The organism is Gilliamella sp. Fer4-1 (genome assembly GCF_001690515.1).
Taxonomy (GTDB): Bacteria; Pseudomonadota; Gammaproteobacteria; order Enterobacterales; family Orbaceae; genus Gilliamella; species Gilliamella apicola_C.
The window spans coordinates 1-21,671 of the sequence record NZ_LZGZ01000060.1; the positions used below are offsets into that span (position 1 = coordinate 1).

The window sequence follows — 21,671 nt, forward strand, 5'->3', positions numbered from 1 at the left end:
ATGGGATTTTAAGTTGCATTTTATTCAAAATACGGTATAATTCTCATTCATCTATCGCGGGGTGGAGCAGCTTGGTAGCTCGTCGGGCTCATAACCCGAAGGTCGTTGGTTCAAATCCAGCCCCCGCAACCACTTGAATTTTCATTCATAAACCATCTATTCTGTTATTGTTTGGAAGTTAAAATAAAGTGGCTTCATTAATAGTTAGTTTTTAAATGTAAGCCTCGCATGTCGAGGTTTTTTTGCGTGTTGAGATTTAAGCGTAAGTTTAAAAAGAATGTTGGGCTTTATGCCCTTTTTTTATTTTCTGCAGTGGAGGTTTGTTTGGCTAATATAGAACAGCAATTGACCGATATCATTCAAGAACCTGTGAATGCACTAGGCTTTGAATTAGTTGGTGTTGAATACATTCGTGGCCGTTATCCTGTGTTACGTGTTTATATTGATAGTGAAAATGGTATAACTGTTGATAATTGCGCTGATGTTAGCCGACAAATTAGTTCAGTGCTTGATGTCGAAGACCCTATAAAAGATGCTTATAATCTTGAAGTTTCATCGCCTGGCATGGATAGACCTTTGTTTACGATAGAACATTATCAACGTTTTGTTGGTCAAGAAGTCGCAATTAGTTTACGTATTGCTGTTGCTAACCGGCGTAAGTGGAAAGGGCGAATTAAGTCTATTGATAATGAGATGATTACATTAACTGTGGATGATAATGATGAAGTGTTTGCTTTTAGTAACATTCAAAAAGCGAATATAGTACCTAATTTTAACCTTAAATAGAGTACGGGTGTAAAGGATGAATAAAGAAATTTTAGCTGTTGTTGAAGCGGTATCAAATGAGAAAGCGCTTACGCGTGACAAAATTTTTGAAGCATTAGAAACCGCATTAGCAACGGCCACTAAAAAAAAGCACGCTGTTGATATTGATGTTATAGTAAAAATTGATCATAAAACAGGTGATTACGATACTTTCCGCCGTTGGCTTGTGGTTAATGAAGTTACGCAACCAACTAAAGAAATGACATTGGATGCAGCACAATATGAAGATGCATCTGTCAAATTGGGTGATTATGTTGAAGAGCAAATTGAATCGGTAGCTTTTGACCGTATTACCACACAAACAGCGAAACAAGTTATTGTGCAAAAAGTACGTGAAGCTGAACGTGCCATGGTAATTGACATGTTTAGAAATCGTATTGGTGATATTGTGACTGGTATTGTCAAAAAAACCAATCGCGACAGTGTGATCCTAGACTTAGGCAATAATGCAGATGCTATGATGTCGCGTCATGATATGTTACCGCGCGAAAACTTCCGAATCGGTGACCGTGTACGTGGTATTTTATATTTAATTGAGCAAAACAATAAACCCGCACAACTTTGCGTTAGTCGTTCAAATCCAGAGATGATGGAAGAGCTATTCCGTATTGAAGTACCAGAAATTGGTGAAGAAATGATTGACATTAAAGGCGTGGCTCGTGATCCTGGTTCTCGCGCTAAAATTGCGGTGAGTAGTAATGACCGCCGCATTGACCCTGTTGGTGCTTGTGTGGGAATGCGCGGTGCACGAGTTCAAGCTGTTTCGAATGAATTTGGTGGTGAGCGTATTGATATTGTTTTATGGGATGATAATCCAGCACAATACGTAATTAACGCCATGGCACCTGCCGATGTTGTTTCGATTGTTGTTGATGAAGATAAGCACACCATGGATGTAGCAGTCAATGCCGAAACTTTACCGCAGGCTATTGGTCGAAATGGTCAAAATATTCGTTTAGCTTCTCAGCTTACTGGTTGGACACTAAATGTGATGACTACTGAAGATTTGCAAGAAAAACACCATGCAGAATCTTTTGCTGCAATCAATAATTTAATTAAACATCTTGATATTGATGAAGGGCTTGCACAGTTATTAGTTGAAGAGGGCTTTACTTCGCTCGAAGAGCTTGCCTATGTGCCAGTTGACGAGTTGCTTGAAATTGATGAATTGGATGAAGATTTAGTTCAAGCATTGAGAAGCCGAGCAAAAGACGCATTGACAACAATGGCTCTAGCAAATAGTGGTGATAAACAGCCTGCGCAAGATTTACTTGAATTGCCAGGTATGACACAAGAATTAGCCTATCAACTAGCGCAACATGACATCATTACTTTGGAAGATTTAGCAGAACAAGGTACTGATGATCTAAATGATATTGAAGGCTTAACAAGCGAACAAGCTGGCGATTTTATTATGGCTGCACGTAATATTTGTTGGTTTGCAGATGAATAATTGAGGGAAAGTAATACATGACCAAAGTATCAATCGAAACACTGGCTCAAGAGATAAACACTCCAGTGCAAACACTTTTGCAACAGTTTGCCGATGCAGGTATGAATAAATCAGCATCAGATACTGTGACACAAAAGGAAAAAGAAGCTTTGCTTGCTCATTTAAAACCTCAGCAAGGCCCAACAAAGTTAACATTGCAACGTAAAACGCACTCAACCTTGAATGTGTCGAGCGGTGGTGGCAAAAGCAAAGAAATCAAAGTAGAAGTTCGTAAAAAACGAACTTTTGTCAAACGCGATCCAGCTGAAATTGCTGCCGAGCAAGAAAAGGCTCGTCTTGAAGCTGAGCAAAAAGCGAAGGAAGAAGCCGAATTAAAGGCTCGTAAAGAAGCTGAAGAAAAAGAGAAGAAAGCTGCGCAAGAAGCGAAAAAACGTGCCCAAGAAGAAAAAGCTAAAGCTGCGCAAGAACATTCAGTTGATCCAAAAGTGAAAAAAGCCCAAGAAGAAAAAGCACGTTTAGAGGCAGAAGCTAACGAAATTAAACGTAAAGCTGAAGAAGAAAGTCGCCGAAAATTAGAGGAAGATGCTAAACGTATGGCAGAGGAAGCTCGTAAGCTAGCTGAACAATATAACGATGTTGAAGATAATGATAATACCGAAGATGAAGATTATCATGTGACAACCTCTAAATACGCTAGAGCAGCTGAAGACGATACTGATCGTGAAGTTGAAAGCGCTCGTGGTCGAGGTCGCAACACTAAACAAACCAAGCAGAAAAAAGGTAGCAAATTATCAGAAGGTAAAGCAGAGCGAGAAGAAGCTCGCGCAGCAACACGTAGTGGCCATAAAAAGAAAGGCAAAAGCACCTTACAACAGGGTTTTAATAAACCTGTTCAAGCGGTTAATCGCGATGTTGTTATTGGTGAAACCATCACTGTGGCTGAATTAGCTAATAAGATGGCAGTAAAAGGTTCAGAAGTAATCAAAACAATGATGAAAATGGGTGCAATGGCAACCATCAATCAGGTCATTGATCAAGAGACAGCGCAACTTGTTGCTGAAGAGATGGGGCATAAAGTTGTGCTTCGTCGTGAAAATGAACTAGAAGAATCACTGATGAGTGATCGTGATACTGGTGCAGAAAAAGTCGCACGCGCTCCTGTTGTAACCATTATGGGGCACGTTGACCACGGTAAAACTTCATTACTTGATTATATTCGTAAAGCAAAAGTTGCTTCAGGCGAAGCAGGTGGGATCACTCAGCACATTGGTGCTTACCATGTGAAAACCGCTAATGGCGAAATTACGTTCTTAGATACTCCAGGCCATGCGGCCTTTACGTCAATGCGTGCTCGTGGAGCTAAAGCAACTGATATAGTTGTACTTGTTGTTGCAGCTGATGATGGCGTTATGCCACAAACCATTGAAGCTATCCAACATGCTAAAGCGGCAAATGTGCCAATGGTTGTTGCGGTAAACAAAATTGATAAACCAGAAGCCGATCCCGAGCGTGTAAAAGGTGAACTAGCTCAATATGGTGTCATGTCAGAAGATTGGGGCGGAGATACGCAGTTTGTTCATGTTTCGGCAAAAGCGGGAACAGGTATTGATCAACTTCTTGAAGCTATTTTATTACAAGCTGAAGTACTTGAACTGACTGCATACGAATCAGGTATGGCAAGTGGCGTAGTTATTGAGTCGTTCCTTGATAAAGGTCGAGGCTCTGTTGCAACAGTGCTTGTTCAATCAGGAACTTTACGTAAAGGCGATATTGTTCTTTGTGGATTTGAATATGGACGCATTCGAGCTATGCGTAATGAACTTGGTAAAGAAGTAACAGAAGCGGGTCCATCAATACCGGTTGAAATCCTCGGCTTGTCTGGTGTGCCATCTGCTGGTGATGAAGCTACCGTTGTACGTGACGAAAAGAAAGCGCGTGAAGTTGCTCTTTATCGACAAGGTAAATTCCGTGATGTAAAACTTGCTCGTCAGCAAAAAGCGAAACTTGAAAACATGTTTACTAACATGACAGAAGGCGATGTTTCTGAACTTAATATCGTATTAAAAGCGGACGTTCAAGGTTCTGCTGAAGCGATTTCTGACTCATTACTTAAACTTTCAACAGATGAAGTTAAAGTTAAAATTATTGGCTCAGGGGTGGGGGGTATCACAGAAACCGATGCTTCTCTAGCTGCTGCATCAAATGCGATTATTTTGGGCTTTAATGTTCGTGCTGATGCATCCGCACGTAAAGTGATTGAATCAGAAAACTTAGATTTACGTTACTATTCAGTGATTTATGATCTGATTGATGAAGTTAAACAAGCAATGAGCGGTATGCTTGCACCAGAATACAAACAAGAAATTATTGGTCTTGCTGAAGTGCGTGATGTATTTAAATCACCTAAATTTGGTGCAATTGCCGGTTGTATGGTAACCGAAGGTGTGGTTAAACGTCACAACCCAATTCGTGTTCTACGTGATAACGTGGTTATCTATGAAGGTGAACTCGAATCATTACGTCGCTTTAAAGATGATGTTAACGAAGTGCGTAACGGAACAGAATGTGGTATTGGTGTGCGTAACTACAACGATGTTCGTGTTGGCGATACGATTGAAGTCTTTGAAACTATCGAAATCAAGCGTACGATCTAATTATTACGCTATCATGTTATAAGCAAGGTTTACGCCTTGCTTATTCATATTTTAAGGAAAATAGATATGGCAAAAGCATTTAATCGTTCATCTCGGGTTGGACATGAATTACAAAAAGAGATTGCAATTATCCTACAACGTGAAATTAAAGATCCACGTTTAGGCATGGTAACTGTTTCAGGTGTTGATATTTCGCGTGATCTTTCGTACGCTAAAGTTTTTGTGACGTTCTTAAATGATGATGATCCACAAGTTATCGAACAAGGTTTGACAGTCCTTAATGAGGCTAAAGGTTATATTCGTACCTTAATTGGCAAAGCTATGAGCTTGCGAATCATTCCTGAAATCAAATTCTTTTATGATGAGTCATTAGTTAAAGGTATGCAGATGTCGAGTTTGGTTGCGGATGTGATCAAACAAGATAATGAGCGTCACAAAGATTAATATTAAAAACAACCCTGATATTTGTCAAAAGTTTCAGGTAAACATGTGTTTCAATATAAAAATGATGAATATAAAAAAAGCCCGCCGTGATATTCACGGCGTTTTGTTGCTAGATAAGTCACAAGGTATGACATCAAACGACGCACTGCAAAAGGTGAAAAGGCTATTTAATGCCAAAAAAGCAGGGCACACAGGGGCACTTGATCCATTAGCGACAGGTATGCTGCCTATCTGTTTTGGTGAAGCGACCAAATTTTCACAGTATTTATTGGATTCAGACAAACGTTATCGAGTAATAGCTAAACTCGGCGAGCGTACTGATACCTCTGATGCTGATGGTCAAATTATTTGTAGCAAACCCGTTAACATAAGCGAGTCGCAAATTAATGAAGCATTAACGCATTTTCGCGGTGACATTTTACAAGTGCCAACCATGTTTTCGGCATTGAAATATCAAGGTAAACCACTTTACGAATATGCTCGCCAAGGTATTGTTATTGAGCGAGAGGCAAGACCTATTACCGTTTATGACAATCAATTTATCCAATTTGATACCATAAAAAACGAATTAACGTTAGAGATACATTGCTCTAAAGGAACCTATATTCGAACCATTATTGATGATTTAGGTGAGCTACTGGGGTGTGGGGCACATGTTATTTATTTAAGACGATTACAAGTTGCTAATTACCCAATTGAAAAAATGGTCACTTTAGATGATTTACAAAATATGGTGTTGAAAGATGAGTTGCTAATGCCAATTGATAGCGCCTTACAAGATTGCCAAAAAGTAACATTAACTGATGAGCAAGGTAAAGACATTTTATTCGGGCGGAGTATTGAACTTGATAATAGCATACCAGTTGAAACACAAGTAAGAATCTATCAAGGCAAACAATTTATTGGCGTAGGAACGCAACGATTTAGGCAACTGTCACCAAAACGCTTAGTATCAATCTCTTAATATCCTTTTGTATTGTATATAGTTTTTAGTGTTATTGGCTAAAAAAGTTAGTGAAAAGAACATGTAAATGTATAGCTCAATAAAATATTGATTCAGCTTCAATAATATGACATTGTTTGATTGTTTTCTTGTTATTGTTTATGCGTTTGCAAAGCAAAGTTGCGGACGCTTTCCCCATTTCATACAAAGGCTTATTTATTCGGCTTAACCTATCTAATTCATTATATTGCCTATTTTGCGAATGACTAAGATAAGTAATGATTAATGGTTGCATAAGTTGAGCTTCACTTTCATTGGCCTGATGTACGGCTCCTAAAACGACACTATAAGGCGATAGGTAATGTTGTTCGTTGTGGTAATTCTCATCCAAATAATTTAAATTTGTATTATCACAGCAGACAATAGCTGTTGGGGGATTATTACTATTGATTAGCCTTTTAATTGCTGATCTGCCATGCTCATAAGTAATGCAATTTGGAATAAGATAGTTTGTATTAATCGTTATATTTTTTCTTAACAAAGCTTGTTTATAGCCTTGCAAAAAAAGTATGGAGCTATGATTATTGTTATCATTAAATAAAACTGCGATTTTAGTATGTGAATTATTTAGCAAATATTGTGTTATTTGGTAGCCAATGACTAAATGATCAAAATAGACACATGCATAATTAAGCGAAAAATGATTAATGAGAACAAGTGGCGGTAAGATTTTTTTAAAATGCCTTAATTCTGATAAATAGGCTGCATCATTAATGATTAAAATGCCTGCAAAATTGTTTTGGTTAATATATTTAATTAAATAATAAATATCTTTTTTAGTTTGATAAGGAAAGCGAAAATAAAAAATGATATAACCTGCCTGTTTCAAGGTTTGTTCCAAACCACAATTTATTAAAGTTCGAGTGATAAATTGATTATCAAGTATAAGTATTTTATTTGAGCCATTAGCATTCATCGATGATTTAAAATTGTCATGAATGTCAATATTTAGTTCTTCAATGGCCTTATACACTTTAGATTGCGTTATTGGCGAGGTTAAATGGGGTTTATTTAAAACCCTTGATACTGAGGCTATTGATAAATTAGCTTGTTTTGCAATGGTTGATAGTGTGCTTTTTGCCATAATGAATAATCTTAAGTGATAACTATGATTGATTACTTTAGTGGTAAGCTTCCAATTTGTAATCTGATAGCATTTATTTTTTGGATCTGTGTTCCAAAACATCCATCATAATTTATTTAATAAAGCTCAAATTAATATGTTTGATTGAAAATTATGGAAGCAACCATATTTTCACCTTAATACATGACAAAATTAGAGTGTAATGTCAGCTTGGTAATTAAAAATATGAGTAAATAATTAATCAACAGCTAGGGATGCATTTAATGTATAGTGAATATAGCATTAGTTATCGATATTGCGCTTTGCACTATAAACAGATAAAGAGCAAGTTTTACTTAATTGACAAAAAATATATAATTGAATTACTTCGCTAATAATAAGGTAGTAACAATAATATATGAAACTAATACATTTCTTTAATGCAATGCTATTGATACTGAGTTTTTTTACTTATGGTCATACACTTGATATTAATCCCAAATATCGTGGTGAGCCATTCTTTGCTAAGGTTGATTTATATCAATTAGAACAGGATTGTTTAAGGAACGAAGATGAATATCAAAAACTTGATAAAAAAGAAAAGGTAAAATATAACAGTCGTTGCCCATTGCATAATTTAAAATTTGATTTTAAAAAATTAGATGATTTAATCAATGATGATTCTCTTGTTTATAATGGTAACGATTTTCAACTGAAATTGGGCATTGCTCTAGCTAATCCTGATAGCAAAAATCAAGAATATTTACCTAATTTAGGAAGAAATATTACATTATCTTTGATCAACAAAAATCAGGTAAGTGATAAACTATTATTAGCAAATAACGCTTTTTCTGATAATCCAGATCTTTGGCATGGTTTTCAATATTACTATATAGCACCAAGTGGCGATATTTATACATTATCGTCTATAAAATCAGAACCAATAGAATCTCAGTCTGGAACGTTTCCTCGATTGTGGAAACATTACAATATTGATACAAGTAATATGAAATTTATGCTTAAAGAAGTATTAATTGGAGCGCCAGAAGCAACTTACCAAATCATTTACCCAAATCAATTTAATACCTATTTTCATGAAGGCGCTGTTGAGTACGGTATAACATTAGAACAGTCAATTGAACTTTTTAATCAATTGCCTAGTACTGGTTCTTCTGATTATAGCCTTGGTTTTAGAGTATATAATTATTATCAAGATCAGCTAAAAAAGAAAATAAAATTGCTTGATAACAAAAAACATCAGCAAGAATCGTTTTCAGTGTTAAATGAAAATATGAATAAAGCTTGTTTAACAACGCTAGCGCCAATTTATGAACGGGATATTGATCCTTATTTAAACAAAGTGTTGACTTGCTTAATTGAACAGCAACGACAAACAATAAAACACATAGAAAGTGAGTTAGCCAATTAGTATGGGAGGTAATAACCTATACTCATTGGTTATCATAAAATTTATTTGCAAAAGATAAATTAGTTCATGCAGATTTGAATAAGACTAAATCATTGAAAGGTTAAAACAATAAAGTAAATTTAACACAATGAATTATTTAGACATTTATATAAACTACTCGATAAGATCTAATCATCTATTGCTACTACCAAATATCTTTTTCCGCTATATTGAGCAATATAGTGGTATAATTATTGCTAAATTTTTTTATTAGTTGGGTTATAAATATGTCTGCATGGAATATTGCTATTGTTGGTGCGACAGGACAAGTGGGTTCTGCGCTAGTTGAATTATTACAACAACGTAGTTTACAAGAGAATAGTTTAAAAATTGACAATCTTTATTTAGTTGGTAGTGATAATAGTGCTGGCGAAGTTGTTCGTTATGCTGGCAAAAATTTAACTGTGACCGATAGTGCACAAATGGACTGGAGCCAGTGTCATTTTGCCTTTTTTGTGGCTAGCGCTAAAGTGAGTGAAACTTATGCGCAAATTGCGGCAGAATCGGGTTGTGTGGTTATTGATGCAAGTGGTTATTTTGCCGAGCAAGACCACATTCCATTAGTCGTGCCCAAAGTTAATAATAGTGTATTAACCGAATATCGTAATGAAAACATTATAGCGGTAGCAAGTGCGACTGTATGCCAATTGTTGCGATGTGTTGCGTCTTTAACTGACATTGAATTATTAACTAATTTACATGCTACCAGTTTTATTCCTGCATCTTTGTATGGTAAGCCTGGTGTTGATGAGCTTGCTGGACAAAGTGCTCGTTTACTAAATGGTATGCCAGTTGATAATGAACTATTTGACAAACAATTAGCATTTAACTTATTACCTATATCGCACGAACATCATGACTCAATGTTAGGTGAAAAGTCACAAGTTAACCAAATTCGTAAAGTACTTAGTAATTATGATTTACCGGTCTCGATTGAGTCAGTTATTGTGCCGGTGTTTTATGGCGTGTCACAAGCCATTAATGTATCAAGCAGCTTGCCAATTGAATTAGATATGACCCGTTTTGGTGAGTTTGGTGTTGAGGTGCAAAACGATAACTTACCAACTCCGGTAACTGAAGTCAGCGCTGAATCAGAAAATCAGCTAACTATTAAATTATCGAATTTAAGACATAGTTATGGTCATTATGAACAAATTCAATTTTGGTCTGTTGCTGATAATATCCGTTATTTGGGTGCGCTAATGCTAATTGAGACACTTGAGATCCTCATTAATGACTACCTGTAAAATTGCTCTGGGTATTGAATATGATGGTAGTGATTACTTTGGCTGGCAACGGCAACGCGCTGTTGACTCCATCCAAGAGCGGCTGGAATCTGCGCTATCGATTATTGCTAATTCACCAATAAACGTATTTTGCGCTGGTCGAACCGATGCCGGTGTACATGCAACAGGGCAAGTTATTCATTTTGAAACCCAAACAGTGCGATCACCTAGTGCTTGGACAATGGGAGTTAATTCGCATTTACCTAATAATATTGCAGTGCGCTGGTCACAAATGGTTGATGATAACTTTCATGCGAGATTTAGCGCAACGGCTCGGCGTTACCGTTATGTGATCTATAATCACCGTTATAGACCGGCGATTTTAGCTAAAGGAGTATCACATTATTATTTGCCACTGGACGAAACCTTAATGCATCAAGCTGCACAATATTTATTAGGTGAAAATGATTTTACCTCGTTTAGAGCGGCGCAGTGTCAATCATTAACCCCATGGCGTAATATTCATCATATTGAAGTTTGGCGACAAGGTGAATATATTGTTGTTGATATTAAAGCCAATGCATTTGTTCACCACATGGTGCGCAATATTGTAGGCAGTTTACTTGAAGTAGGTGCTGGTAATAAGCATCCAAAATGGATTGATGAGTTATTACAAGCTAAAGACAGAACGCAAGCTGCTGCAACGGCAAAACCTGACGGGTTATACTTGGTTCAGGTGGATTACCCATCTGAATATCAAATACCAACACAGGATTTAGGCCCCTTGTTTCTAAAATAACTGATTAAATAAATTAGATTATTTAAAAATGAATGAATTAAAAAGATGAATGTAATGAACACTAATGAAACAAGCATAAACAAAGATTATAAAAATCAAGAAGCGAAAAAATCAAATTTACATAATATTAAGCTTCCACCGCACTCAATCGAAGCTGAACAAGCGGTGCTGGGTAGCTTGATGCTTGATAATCAACGTTGGGATGCGGTATCTGAAATGATCACTGAGCGGGATTTTTACTCGCGTCATCATCAATTGATTTTTTCTGAAATGCATACCTTGGTCAGCAAAGGGACACCAATAGATTTAATTACTCTTTCAGAAAGTCTTGAAAGTAAAGACCTATTAGCCGATGTAGGTGGTTTTGCTTATTTAGCGGAGCTTTCTAAAAACACTCCAAGTGCGATTAATGTTGTTGCTTATAGCGATATTATTCGCCAACAAGCCATTTTGCGTGAGCTTATCAGCGCTTCTAACGAAATTGCTGATAACTGTTACGCTACTCAGGGGCGAGATAGCACTGAAATTTTAGACTTTGCAGAAAGTAAAATCTTTCAGATTGCCGAAAGCCGAACGAAACAAGGCGAAGGCCCTAAAAGTATTACCGAAGTATTAGAGGCCACTGTCGCTAAAATTGAAGAGCTGTTCCAACGCCCACATGATGGCGTGACAGGTGTTTCAACGGGTTATATTGATTTAGACAAAAAAACGGCAGGGTTACAGCGTTCCGATTTAATTATCATTGCGGCAAGGCCATCAATGGGTAAAACCACTTTTGCTATGAATTTGTGCGAAAATGCCGCACTAGAACAAGAAAAACCAGTATTAATATTCAGTTTAGAAATGCCTTCAGAACAAATCATGATGCGTATGCTAGCTTCGCTTTCACGTGTTGACCAAACGAAAATTCGAACAGGACAACTGCAAGATGATGATTGGGCAAGAATTTCAAGCACAATGGGACTATTGCTCGAAAAGAAAAATATCTATATTGATGACTCATCAGGTTTAACGCCAATGGAGTTACGCTCAAGAGCAAGACGTATTTATCGTGAACATAAAGGCTTAAGTATGATAATGGTTGATTACTTACAGCTTATGCGTGTACCGAATATTTCTGAAAATCGTACTTTAGAAATTGCTGAAATATCGCGTTCATTAAAAGCCTTGGCTAAAGAATTACAAGTTCCTGTTGTTGCGCTATCTCAGCTTAATCGTAGTTTGGAGCAACGTGCTGATAAAAGACCAGTTAACTCAGACTTACGTGAATCAGGATCGATCGAACAAGATGCCGATGTGATTATGTTTATCTATCGTGATGAGGTTTATAATGAAGCATCTGAACATAAAGGCATTGCAGAAATTATTTTAGGTAAACAGCGTAATGGTCCAATTGGTAAAGTACGATTAAAATTCCAAGGTCAATTTTCGCGTTTTGATAATTATGCTGATTCCAGTAAATATTTTGATGATGAATAACGATTAAACTTAATAAACATTAGGAGCAGCGTAAAAAATATAAAAGATATATTTTACGCTGTTATTTTTTGTTAAAACAACCACTTTAGAAACACGGTTAACGGTGAGTTTTTTTGCTAGCAATAAACTGATAAATTTGAGCAATCAAAAAGATAGTTGCTTGTAAAATAACAATGCAGGCACTGGTTGACGCATTAGCATAGTAGCTTATTAAAGTACCCATAACGGTTGAAAATGCCGAAACCAATACGGCAACCATTAACATTCGTTCAAAGCGTTTTGTTAGCGAAAAAGCAATTATGCCTGGAGCGATTAGCATCGCAATCACTAAAATCATTCCAGCCACTTTCAGCGATCCTACAATAGTTAAAGCCAACACACTCAATAAACCATAATGCAGTAGCTTAACGGGCAGCCCAACAACTTTGGCTTGCACAGGATCGAAGCAGTAAAGCATGAGATCACGACGTTTAATAATAACTAAAATTGATACTATAACGGTAATGAAAATAATTTGTTTAAGTTCGTCATAACTCGTACCAAGCACATTACCAAATAAGATATGATTTAAATGTTGTGAAGTATCTACTTTTGAAAAAAGCACTAATCCAAAGGCAAACATGCCTGAAAAGACAATACCCATGACGGTATCTTCTTTTATTCGGCTATTTTCCTTAATGTAACCTGTTGCAACCGAGCAAAACAAGCCTGAAGCAAAAGCGCCTATGATGATGGGAATGCCAGCTAAATAGGCTAGCACAATGCCAGGTAAAACTGCATGCGAAACCGCATCGCCCATTAACGACCAGCCTTTTAACACTAAAAAACAAGATAGTAGGGCACACACAATACCGGTTGCTAACGAAGCGAAAATTGCGCGCTGAATAAGAGGAAGAGTAAGCGGATAATAGATATATTCCCAAAACTCTGTCATACCTGCCTCCTTTTATTTAAACGGCTTTGGTGTATCCTAAAGCGATTCACAATTAACCCTTGCTTTGGTGCAAATAAAAAGGCAGCAATAAAGATTAGCGTTTGCAATGTCACAATAACGCCACCAGTTTCGCCATTTAAAAAGTAACTGATCCAAGCGCCAATAGCACTTGTTATAGCGCCAATTAGAACCGAAATAATCAATAAGTACGAAAATCGATTAGTCAATAAGTAAGCGGTTGCTCCAGGTGTAACAACCATAGCAATTACTAAAATGGCGCCAACAGTTTGTAGTGCTGCAACGGTACAGGCGCTTAAAATGGTAAAAAATAGGATTTTTAACGGTAGTGGTTTTAATCCAATGGATCGGGCATGGGTTTCATCAAAAAAAACCACTAACAAATCTTTCCAAAAAAAGAAAAGTAATATAAATGACACCAAAATAATAATTTGCACTTGCCACATATCACTATCATCAATCCCTAGAATATTACCAAATATAATGGTTTGCGCATTGATTGATGTTGGATTAAGCGAAATAATTAACAAACCGACAGCAAAAAAGGTTGAAAAGATAAAACCGATAATGGCGTCTGCTTTTAATCGCGTAAAGGCACGAACTAAAGTAATGGCGAGCGCAGCAAGTAAACCAGTAAAAAAGGCGCCAATTGAATAAGGCAAGCCCAGTGCATATGCGCCAGCAACACCTGGCACGACAGAATGCGAAAGCGCATCGCCCATCAGTGACCAACCTTTTAACATTAAAAAAGCCGATAAAAAAGCACAGGCAGCACCGACAATACTACTTACCCAAATTGCTTTTAACATAAAACTGTAGGTGAATGGTTCAAGTAACAGTTCCATTTATTATTGCCCTTTTGGTTCATTATCGTGAGGGTCAACCAGCAAATCTCGATGGGGTGAATCATGCTTACCTTCCCCATAAAAAATTGCAGCACGTTCATCGTCGGTTAAGATCGATACTTTACGAGGATCTTCATCTTCATGCAATTTATCGCCTGACAAGCTAAGATAACGCAATGCACCACCAAAAGTGGTCATTAAATTTTGTGGTGTAAAAGTGGTTTTCGTTGGACCAAAAGTCAAAACAGTTTGGTTAATTAATACCACTTGATCACAAAATTCAGGCACACTACCTAAGTTATGGGTTGAAACTAAAATTAAATGACCTTCTTTACGCAGATCTTTCAAAAGGTCAATAATGGCATTTTCAGTTTTAACATCAACGCCAGTAAAAGGCTCGTCTAGCAATAGTACTTTGCCTTGTTGCGCTAAGGCGCGCGCTAAAAAAACGCGTTTTTTTTGTCCGCCAGAAAGTTCGCCAATTTGCCGATGTTTAAAATCCAACATATTAACTTTTTCAAGTGCCATATTGACTTGCTTTTGGTCTTCTTTACTTGGAATACGTAAAAAAGACATATGGCCGTATCGTCCCATCATCACCACGTCAGAAACTAACACAGGAAAATCCCAATCGACTTCTTCGGTTTGTGGCACATAGGCAATAATATTTTGCTTTAAGGCTTGTTTTACGGGGATATCATTAAAAGTTACCTTACCTCGGGTTGGGCGAACCATTCCCATAATACTCTTAAATAAAGTCGACTTTCCACTACCATTAACGCCGACTAAAGCACAGATAGTACCGCCATTTAAGCAAAAACTGGCATCATAAATTGCGGTGTGACCATTATTATAAGTCACGGTGATATCATCAACATTTAAGCAAATTTGAGTCATTATTGTTCGAATCCTTTAGCGATAGTTTCAACAGTCACTTTTAACAAATCAATATAAGTTGGCACGGGACCATTTTGTGTGGAAAGTGAATCAACATATAAAACTCCGCCATATTTAGCGCCAGTCTCTTTACTCACTTGTTTGGCGGGTTTGTCGGAAATGGTGCTTTCACTAAATATAACAGGAATACTATTTTTTCGTACAAGATCGATCAGGTTTTTAACTTGCTTTGGTGTGCCTTGTTGTTCTGCATTAATTGGCCATAAGTAAGCCTCTTTTAAATGATAATCTCTGGCTAAGTAACTAAACGCGCCTTCACTTGTCACTAACCAACGTTTGCTTTCAGGGATCTTCGCTAAACGTTCACGCAGTGGGGCATCAAGTGCTTTAATTTTGGCAATATAATCAGCAGCATTTTTATTATAAATTTCTGCATTTTTAGGATCATATTTAACAAACGCAGCACGAATATTTTCAATATAGGTTAATGCAAGCGTCGGTGACATCCAAGCATGAGGATTTGGATTCCCTTTATAACTACCTTCTTGAATTGGCATGGGCTCAATGCCCTCAGTGACGATAACTGACGGAACATGTTTTACATCTTCAAAAAAACGCTTAAACCATAGTTCTAAATTTAGCCCATTCCATAAAACTAAATCGGCTGAAAGCACTTTGGTAATATCTTGAGGTGTGGGATCGTATTCATGGATTTCAGCCCCTACTTTGGTAATAGATTCAACTATAGCTGCATCCCCAGCGATATTTTGCGCGATATCTTGAATCACAGTAAAAGTGGTAACCGCTTTGAATTTTTTTTCTTCTGCGTGAGCCGATTTAGACAGAGTGAGCAAAGCGATAAATGAAGTTAAAACAACCTTTAATAATGTTGTCTGTTTTTTAGATAATTTGAACTTCATTAGCGACTCCTTGGGATTAACAAATAATAAAATTGTCTAATTTTGTAAAAGTGATTCGTAAATCAAGAGCATTTTTAGTATTTGAATTAGTTGTATTACAAAACAAACATTAATGATAATTATTATCATTAACAAATGGAAGTCAAATTTTTAAAAAATCCACATTACTTATCGTCATTGATTACTAATAGAGCTATATTACTCGTTCATTCTATATAAAACTTAATTAAATAGTAGATACTTCCATCTATTTAAATAATAGCTAGAGCAAAAGATATAATTGATTAAATCACAACAATGTTGCTTTATTGAATATATCGAAAGGTATATTATTAAAAGAATCTTTATTGTTATACCTTACCTTATTTTTAAAATCAAGCGAGGGGTTAGTATGAAATTACGTAAAGTGATGATTATCGGTGTGGGGAATGTGGGCTCAACCACTGCTTATACCTTTGTTAACCGAGGCATTTGTGAAGAAATTGCGCTTGTTGATCTCAATAAAGAGTTAGCCTATGGGCATGCGCAAGATTTGTTAGATGCTGCGGCTTATCGACAAAATATGGTTAAAGTGAGTTTGCGTGAATCAACGGATTGTGCTGATATTGATATCGCAATTATTACTGTTACATCAGGCATTGCGCAAAAAAGTCGATCCGAAGAACTCGCTGGCACCTCCAAAATTGTTGCCAGTATCGTGCCTAATATGATGAAAAACGGCTTTAAAGGTATTTTTGTCATTGCGACTAACCCTTGTGATGCCATAACCTATCAAGTTTGGCAACTCTCTGGCTTACCACGCCACCGCGTGATTGGCACTGGGGTGTGGCTTGATACGGTGCGATTGCGTCGCTTATTGGGCGAACAAATGGATATTGGTCCGCAAAGCATCGACGCATTTATTGTTGGTGAACATGGTGATTCACAATTTCCGGTCTGGTCACATTCATCCGTTTATGGAATAAACCTTAATCATCTAGAAAAAAATAAAATTGATTTTGCAGCAATAGGAACGCAAGCAAGAAAAATGGGGTTTGAAATTGCTAACCGAAAGCACTGTACTGAATATGGTATTGCTAGCACCATCACCGAAATTTGCCAGCACATATTCACTAATAGTCATCGTGCCTTAGCGCTTAGCTGTGTTTTAAATGGGGAATATGGTTATAAAAATGTCGCTATTGGTGTGCCTGCTATTTTAGATCAGCATGGAATAAAAAAAGTCATTGAACTTGATTTTACTGACAACGAAAAACAACTCTTTGAAAAAAGTATCAATATTGTAAAAGGGTATATTGAACAAATTAAATAACGAATCGTAAAAACGGTTTACTACATGCAGTAAACCGTCATATTTGGCATTTTCTTCCTTTAGAAAGGGGGGATGATGTCAATCATATTGATCATCATAATATTCTAACCTAGTTAGGATCACTTATCATCCAAAATGATTTTAAGTCTATCTTTTAGCTGATAATATTCTGCGTTGCTTAAAAAATGGTCGTGAGTACCACTAATATAATTAGCTATCTTTTTATATATTTGAAGATTTTCTGATACGGGATAGCAAGCAATATAATTATTAAAAGCTATCACATCGGTAACATCAGCAAGCTGCTTTTTGTTAAGCTGATTTAAATAGTTATTAAGATTAAGTGTTTGACAGTTCGGCTCATGTTCTTTTAACCAAAATTGATTATTTTTAAATTGGTAAGTTAAATCAACATTTGTTGTATAATCATAATGATTATCAGTGACATCAATAAAATACCCTAGCTCATAATGTGCCTTAATATGAACGTGAAATAAATTATCGAGAGCTAAAGCCGAATACAAAAACATATGATCTTCATGCCCAGTTAGCCCAGTTAAAATAAGCTCATCTAAATATTTTCCATTTTCATCAAAAGCATTTAATATAGTCAAATCTTCCATAATTCCTTCACCTTCACTATCAAAGGTAAAGCGATAGATCACAAATCGAATATTATCAATTTCAAAGCGTCCAATAGCGGTAAGCTTTTCTAAAGTAAAATAACGTCGTTCCTTATCAGAAGAATTATCATAATAACGATAATCTTCGTCATTAAAATGAAAAAACTTGCTATCTACAAATTTACCTTTCGCCAAAGCATGAGTATCAAATGGTAAGGTTAAGATGGGTAAACTTTGGTAAAAATCATCAAAAGTATCAAAGTGCTCTCTATGTTTATATTGAGATGATGCTTTTTGGGTATCGGCTAAAGAATAATGAGCATTAAACCAGTTAAATAACAATAGTGCTAATAACAATATTAATTTTTGCATGGCAAACGGTTTTCCAAGTTAATTTTTTTACCCGCAGGATATTACACGGTTTTTCTTATTTTAATATTGATTATATCAATGACTTGCATAATATAGCGTTAATAAAAGCAATTGCAAGCAGTGTATAACGTATAACCATTGATTGACATTGGGCAAGTGGTGCTTTCAATGTAAGCAGCATATTATGGTAAGCCTAGCGGAAAGTAGTGTTGATTCTCGCTGGAATGATGGCAATGGGTATTCCATATGTACCTAACCCTAACGTTGAGTATTGATAAAATACCCTAAGTTTGCAAAAAGTAATATAAAGTGAATTTAAGTCAAGCAAGTAAAGCATCCTGTAGTAAGGTGGCGATTGAATTATGCTCTTCCAGTTAAATGCTTTTGTAATAGCAATAAAAGCGATTTTTAATCAATAGGTTAGTTTTATTTCTATAGCTAAAAATTACGCTAAAAACACCAAGAAAAACTTAAATAAAATCAATGGGTTTTCTGACCTATTTTTGAATGCAAAAATGTGCTTATTTCTAAAGCGTCTAACCTTTATAAACCTTAGCAAAAAATAGTGGCGCTATTAATTAACATTAAGCAAATAAAAAGCCACTATATAACAATAATTCGATAAATTATTGATCCATATCACATAAATTATAAAAAAAGATTTGCTGGATGCTAAATCAATATAATATCTATTGAATAGATAAAGAAAAGAAAGGGATATTATTATGAACAAAAGTAAATTAAAATTTGCCGCGATTATAAGTGGTATAATGCTCAGTACTTCAACGGCTTTTGCTGCGCTTGATGATGTAAAACAATTAAAGATGATTAGCTATAATGCCTACAATGGCATGCAATTAGATCAATCAGAAGGAAAACAAAAGTTTATTCAATGGGCAAAAGCACAAGATGCCGATATTATTGCTTGGCAAGAAATGAATTTTTTTACTCGTGAAAAGCTTGAGAAATTCGCTGCCAGTTATGGGCATAAATATGCCGTATTATTGAAAGAATCCCCCGATGATGCTGCATTTTTCCCTGTTGCAATTACATCAAAATACCCAATTATTCATGTAAATAAAGTGATTGATAATATGTGGCATGGTGCTTTGTATGCCGATATTGGCAAATATCATTTTGTTGTTACGCATATGAACCCATTTTGGACAGCGAAAAGAATAGATGAAATAAATCTTATTATTGATTCAATAAAATATAGCCATGATCCTAATGGCAAGTGGATTATAGCGGGCGATTTAAATTCGTTTTCACCTGCGGATAAAACCGAATATGACAAAAGTAATTTGCTTGAAGATATAAAAGAAAAACAAAAAAAGCGCCCAATTTTAGAAAATTTAGTTGATGGTCAGTTAAGCTATACCGTGCAGCAAAATCTTTTAGATGCTGGGTTTATTGATGTTTTGAAGTTAAAAAATAAAAATTTTGTTGCTACCGCGCCAACTAAAGTGTTTTACGATCAAGCATCAACACCATTACGCTATGATTATATTTATATTTCACCAATGCTTAAAAATGATGTCATGGATGTAAAAGTGTTAAAAGATGAGTTTACCGATAACTATTCTGATCACTACCCAGTACAAATGATTATAAAAAATAATTAGTTTTATATTAATCTTAACATTAACATAAAGCTTTTTAATATAGTGTCGTTTTTAGCTACCTTATTTTTACGTTTGAACGATAATGAGTTTAGTTGTTTTACCTTTATTTTAGCGAATAATTTTGGCTAAATCACTATCCGACCTGATGGGGGATAGTGATTATTGATTTTAATCTTGATTGATCAAAAATAGCTTAAGTGATGGATTATGCGTTTCGTTGTGAAAGCCATAACCCAGCTCGGCTAGGTGTTGATTGAATTGGTTAATGGTTGATTCGTCGATTTCGAATGCAGCAAGCACACGTCCGTAATCGGTGCCATGGCTACGATAATGGAACATTGAGATATTCCAATTGGTACCTAGCATTTGTAAAAATTTAAGTAATGCACCTTGTGATTCTGGAAATTCAAAACTGTAAACTTGCTCTTGAATAGGCTTGCAAGGTTTGCCACCAATCATGTAGCGCACATGTAGTTTTGCCATCTCATCTTCGGTTAAATCTACAACGGCATAATTTGCTGCAGTTAATTCTTGTATGATTTCGTCCTTTTCATTGCTTTGGGCAATTTTTACACCAACAAAAACACAAGCCGATTGGTCATCGTGATAGCGGTAATTAAATTCGGTTACCACCCGCCCACCTAGTAATTGGCAAAATTTTAAAAAACTGCCTTTCTTTTCGGGAATGGTGACTGCGAAAAGCGCTTCTCGTTTTTCACCTAGCTCACAACGCTCTGATACATAACGTAAATTGTGGAAGTTTAAATTAGCACCAGATAGTATATGCGCAAGGTTTTCACCACAGATGTTATGTTGATCTACATATTTTTTTAAACCGGCAAGAGCCACAGCGCCAGAGGGCTCGGCGATTGCCCGCACGTCATCAAATAAGTCTTTAACAGCAGCGCAAATTTCATCACTATCAACGGTGATGATGTCATCAATATATTGTTGACAAAGTCTAAATGTTTCATCGCCAATTCGTTTAACAGCGACACCTTCAGCAAATAGCCCAACACGGCTTAAATCAACGGGCTCACCTGCATCAAGTGCGGCCTTTAAGCAAGCGGCATCGGCTGGCTCAACGGCGATGACTTTTATTGTTGGCATGATTTGTTTAATTAATACCGCAATACCAGCAGCAAGCCCTCCACCGCCAACAGGTACAAAGATGCGATCAAGTTTAGCATTTTGTTGTAATAACTCCATGGCTATACTGCCTTGTCCTGCAATGACGAGTGGATGATCAAATGGTGGAATAAAAATGCGGTTTTGTTGGTTGGCAAGCTCCATTGCTTTGGTTTTGGCTTCGTCAAAATTGGCACCATAAAGGAGTACTTCACCACCAAAACTTTTAACGGCCTCGACTTTTATATCGGCGGTGGTTAATGGCATTACGATTAATGAATTTATACCAAGCTTACTTGCCGAAAATGCAACGCCTTGAGCATGATTACCTGCTGATGCAGCAATAACACCGCATTGGCGTTCTTCTTCGCTCAGGCTAGTTATCATGGCTTGGGCGCCACGAATTTTAAAGCTGTGGACTAATTGGCGATCTTCTCGTTTTACAAAAATTTGGTTTTTTAATCTGGTTGAGATTTTTTCCATTTTTTCAAGAGGCGTGACATCGGCCACATCGTATACGGCGCTACATAGTGTTGCTTTTAAGTAATCGGCACCAGTGAGCTTGTTGTTGTGTTGTTTCATA

At 36.4% G+C, this 21,671-nt stretch carries 18 protein-coding genes and 1 tRNA gene; 12 read left to right on the forward strand and 7 right to left on the reverse strand.

The window, feature by feature from the left end; genetic code table 11:
* Positions 1-55: 55 nt before the first annotated feature.
* The 6 genes from A9G30_RS01940 (at position 56) to truB (ending at position 6,340) form a co-directional block, all read left to right on the forward strand.
* Positions 56-132: transfer RNA gene (locus A9G30_RS01940), tRNA-Met, on the forward strand.
* Between the two features lie 192 nt (positions 133-324).
* Positions 325-786 carry a ribosome maturation factor RimP gene (rimP, locus tag A9G30_RS01945; protein ID WP_065587885.1) on the forward strand — a complete coding sequence of 154 codons (462 nt, stop codon included), beginning with the start codon at positions 325-327 and terminating at the stop codon, positions 784-786.
* Positions 787-802: 16 nt separating this feature from the next.
* Entirely contained in the window at positions 803-2,278 is a 1,476-nt protein-coding gene (nusA, locus tag A9G30_RS01950) for a transcription termination factor NusA (RefSeq protein ID WP_065566720.1), read from the forward strand.
* A gap of 17 nt (positions 2,279-2,295) precedes the next feature.
* A complete protein-coding gene (gene infB / locus A9G30_RS01955; RefSeq protein WP_065587873.1) occupies positions 2,296-4,932 on the forward strand; it encodes a translation initiation factor IF-2 in 2,637 nt (878 codons plus the stop codon).
* 66 nt (positions 4,933-4,998) lie between these two features.
* Positions 4,999-5,376, forward strand: a complete 378-nt coding sequence (rbfA, locus tag A9G30_RS01960; protein ID WP_065566718.1) for a 30S ribosome-binding factor RbfA — start codon at positions 4,999-5,001, stop codon at positions 5,374-5,376.
* A gap of 61 nt (positions 5,377-5,437) precedes the next feature.
* Complete coding sequence (truB, locus tag A9G30_RS01965) at positions 5,438-6,340, forward strand: tRNA pseudouridine(55) synthase TruB (protein WP_065587874.1); 903 nt, start codon at positions 5,438-5,440, stop codon at positions 6,338-6,340.
* A 76-nt stretch (positions 6,341-6,416) separates the two neighbouring features.
* Here the strand turns inward: truB and A9G30_RS01970 are convergent, their stop codons facing one another.
* Complete coding sequence (locus A9G30_RS01970; protein ID WP_065587875.1) at positions 6,417-7,463, reverse strand: LacI family DNA-binding transcriptional regulator; 1,047 nt, start codon at positions 7,461-7,463, stop codon at positions 6,417-6,419.
* A 397-nt stretch (positions 7,464-7,860) separates the two neighbouring features.
* On the opposite strand from A9G30_RS01970, the gene A9G30_RS01975 reads away from it, so the two are divergent.
* From A9G30_RS01975 to dnaB, 4 genes are all read left to right on the forward strand, one after another.
* A complete protein-coding gene (locus A9G30_RS01975; protein WP_065587876.1) occupies positions 7,861-8,871 on the forward strand; it encodes a hypothetical protein in 1,011 nt (336 codons plus the stop codon).
* Between the two features lie 266 nt (positions 8,872-9,137).
* Complete coding sequence (locus tag A9G30_RS01980) at positions 9,138-10,157, forward strand: aspartate-semialdehyde dehydrogenase (protein ID WP_065580613.1); 1,020 nt, start codon at positions 9,138-9,140, stop codon at positions 10,155-10,157.
* Positions 10,144-10,935 (forward strand): tRNA pseudouridine(38-40) synthase TruA, encoded by a 792-nt coding sequence (gene truA / locus A9G30_RS01985; RefSeq protein ID WP_065581953.1) that lies wholly within the window; start codon positions 10,144-10,146, stop codon positions 10,933-10,935. The genes A9G30_RS01980 and truA overlap by 14 nt, the downstream gene beginning before the upstream one ends.
* A gap of 54 nt (positions 10,936-10,989) precedes the next feature.
* On the forward strand, positions 10,990-12,414 hold the full coding sequence (gene dnaB / locus A9G30_RS01990) for a replicative DNA helicase (RefSeq protein WP_065582005.1): 1,425 nt from the start codon (positions 10,990-10,992) through the stop codon (positions 12,412-12,414).
* Positions 12,415-12,511: 97 nt separating this feature from the next.
* Here the strand turns inward: dnaB and A9G30_RS01995 are convergent, their stop codons facing one another.
* Genes A9G30_RS01995 through A9G30_RS02010 form a run of 4 tightly spaced genes read right to left on the reverse strand, consistent with a single transcriptional unit; the run spans position 12,512 to position 16,028 of the window.
* A complete protein-coding gene (locus A9G30_RS01995) occupies positions 12,512-13,348 on the reverse strand; it encodes a metal ABC transporter permease (protein WP_065587877.1) in 837 nt (278 codons plus the stop codon).
* Positions 13,345-14,211, reverse strand: coding sequence for a metal ABC transporter permease (locus A9G30_RS02000; RefSeq protein ID WP_065587878.1), 867 nt, complete (start codon positions 14,209-14,211; stop codon positions 13,345-13,347). Before A9G30_RS02000 ends, A9G30_RS01995 begins: the two co-directional genes overlap by 4 nt.
* Positions 14,212-14,214: 3 nt before the next feature.
* Positions 14,215-15,108: a manganese/iron ABC transporter ATP-binding protein gene (locus tag A9G30_RS02005; RefSeq protein WP_065587879.1), complete on the reverse strand. Its 894-nt coding sequence runs from the start codon at positions 15,106-15,108 to the stop codon at positions 14,215-14,217.
* A complete protein-coding gene (locus A9G30_RS02010; protein WP_065566709.1) occupies positions 15,108-16,028 on the reverse strand; it encodes a metal ABC transporter substrate-binding protein in 921 nt (306 codons plus the stop codon). The genes A9G30_RS02005 and A9G30_RS02010 overlap by 1 nt, the downstream gene beginning before the upstream one ends.
* 391 nt (positions 16,029-16,419) lie before the next feature.
* Between A9G30_RS02010 and A9G30_RS02015 the strand changes: the two genes are divergently transcribed.
* On the forward strand, positions 16,420-17,340 hold the full coding sequence (locus A9G30_RS02015) for an L-lactate dehydrogenase (RefSeq protein ID WP_065566708.1): 921 nt from the start codon (positions 16,420-16,422) through the stop codon (positions 17,338-17,340).
* A gap of 119 nt (positions 17,341-17,459) precedes the next feature.
* On the opposite strand, the gene A9G30_RS02020 is transcribed toward A9G30_RS02015, so the two are convergent.
* On the reverse strand, positions 17,460-18,335 hold the full coding sequence (locus tag A9G30_RS02020; protein ID WP_065587880.1) for a hypothetical protein: 876 nt from the start codon (positions 18,333-18,335) through the stop codon (positions 17,460-17,462).
* A 725-nt stretch (positions 18,336-19,060) separates the two neighbouring features.
* On the opposite strand from A9G30_RS02020, the gene A9G30_RS02025 reads away from it, so the two are divergent.
* Positions 19,061-19,960, forward strand: coding sequence for an endonuclease/exonuclease/phosphatase family protein (locus tag A9G30_RS02025; protein WP_081295550.1), 900 nt, complete (start codon positions 19,061-19,063; stop codon positions 19,958-19,960).
* A 168-nt stretch (positions 19,961-20,128) separates the two neighbouring features.
* Here A9G30_RS02025 and ilvA read toward each other — a convergent pair whose 3' ends face one another.
* On the reverse strand, positions 20,129-21,670 hold the full coding sequence (ilvA, locus tag A9G30_RS02030) for a threonine ammonia-lyase, biosynthetic (protein WP_065587881.1): 1,542 nt from the start codon (positions 21,668-21,670) through the stop codon (positions 20,129-20,131).
* Between the last annotated feature and the right edge of the window lies 1 nt (position 21,671).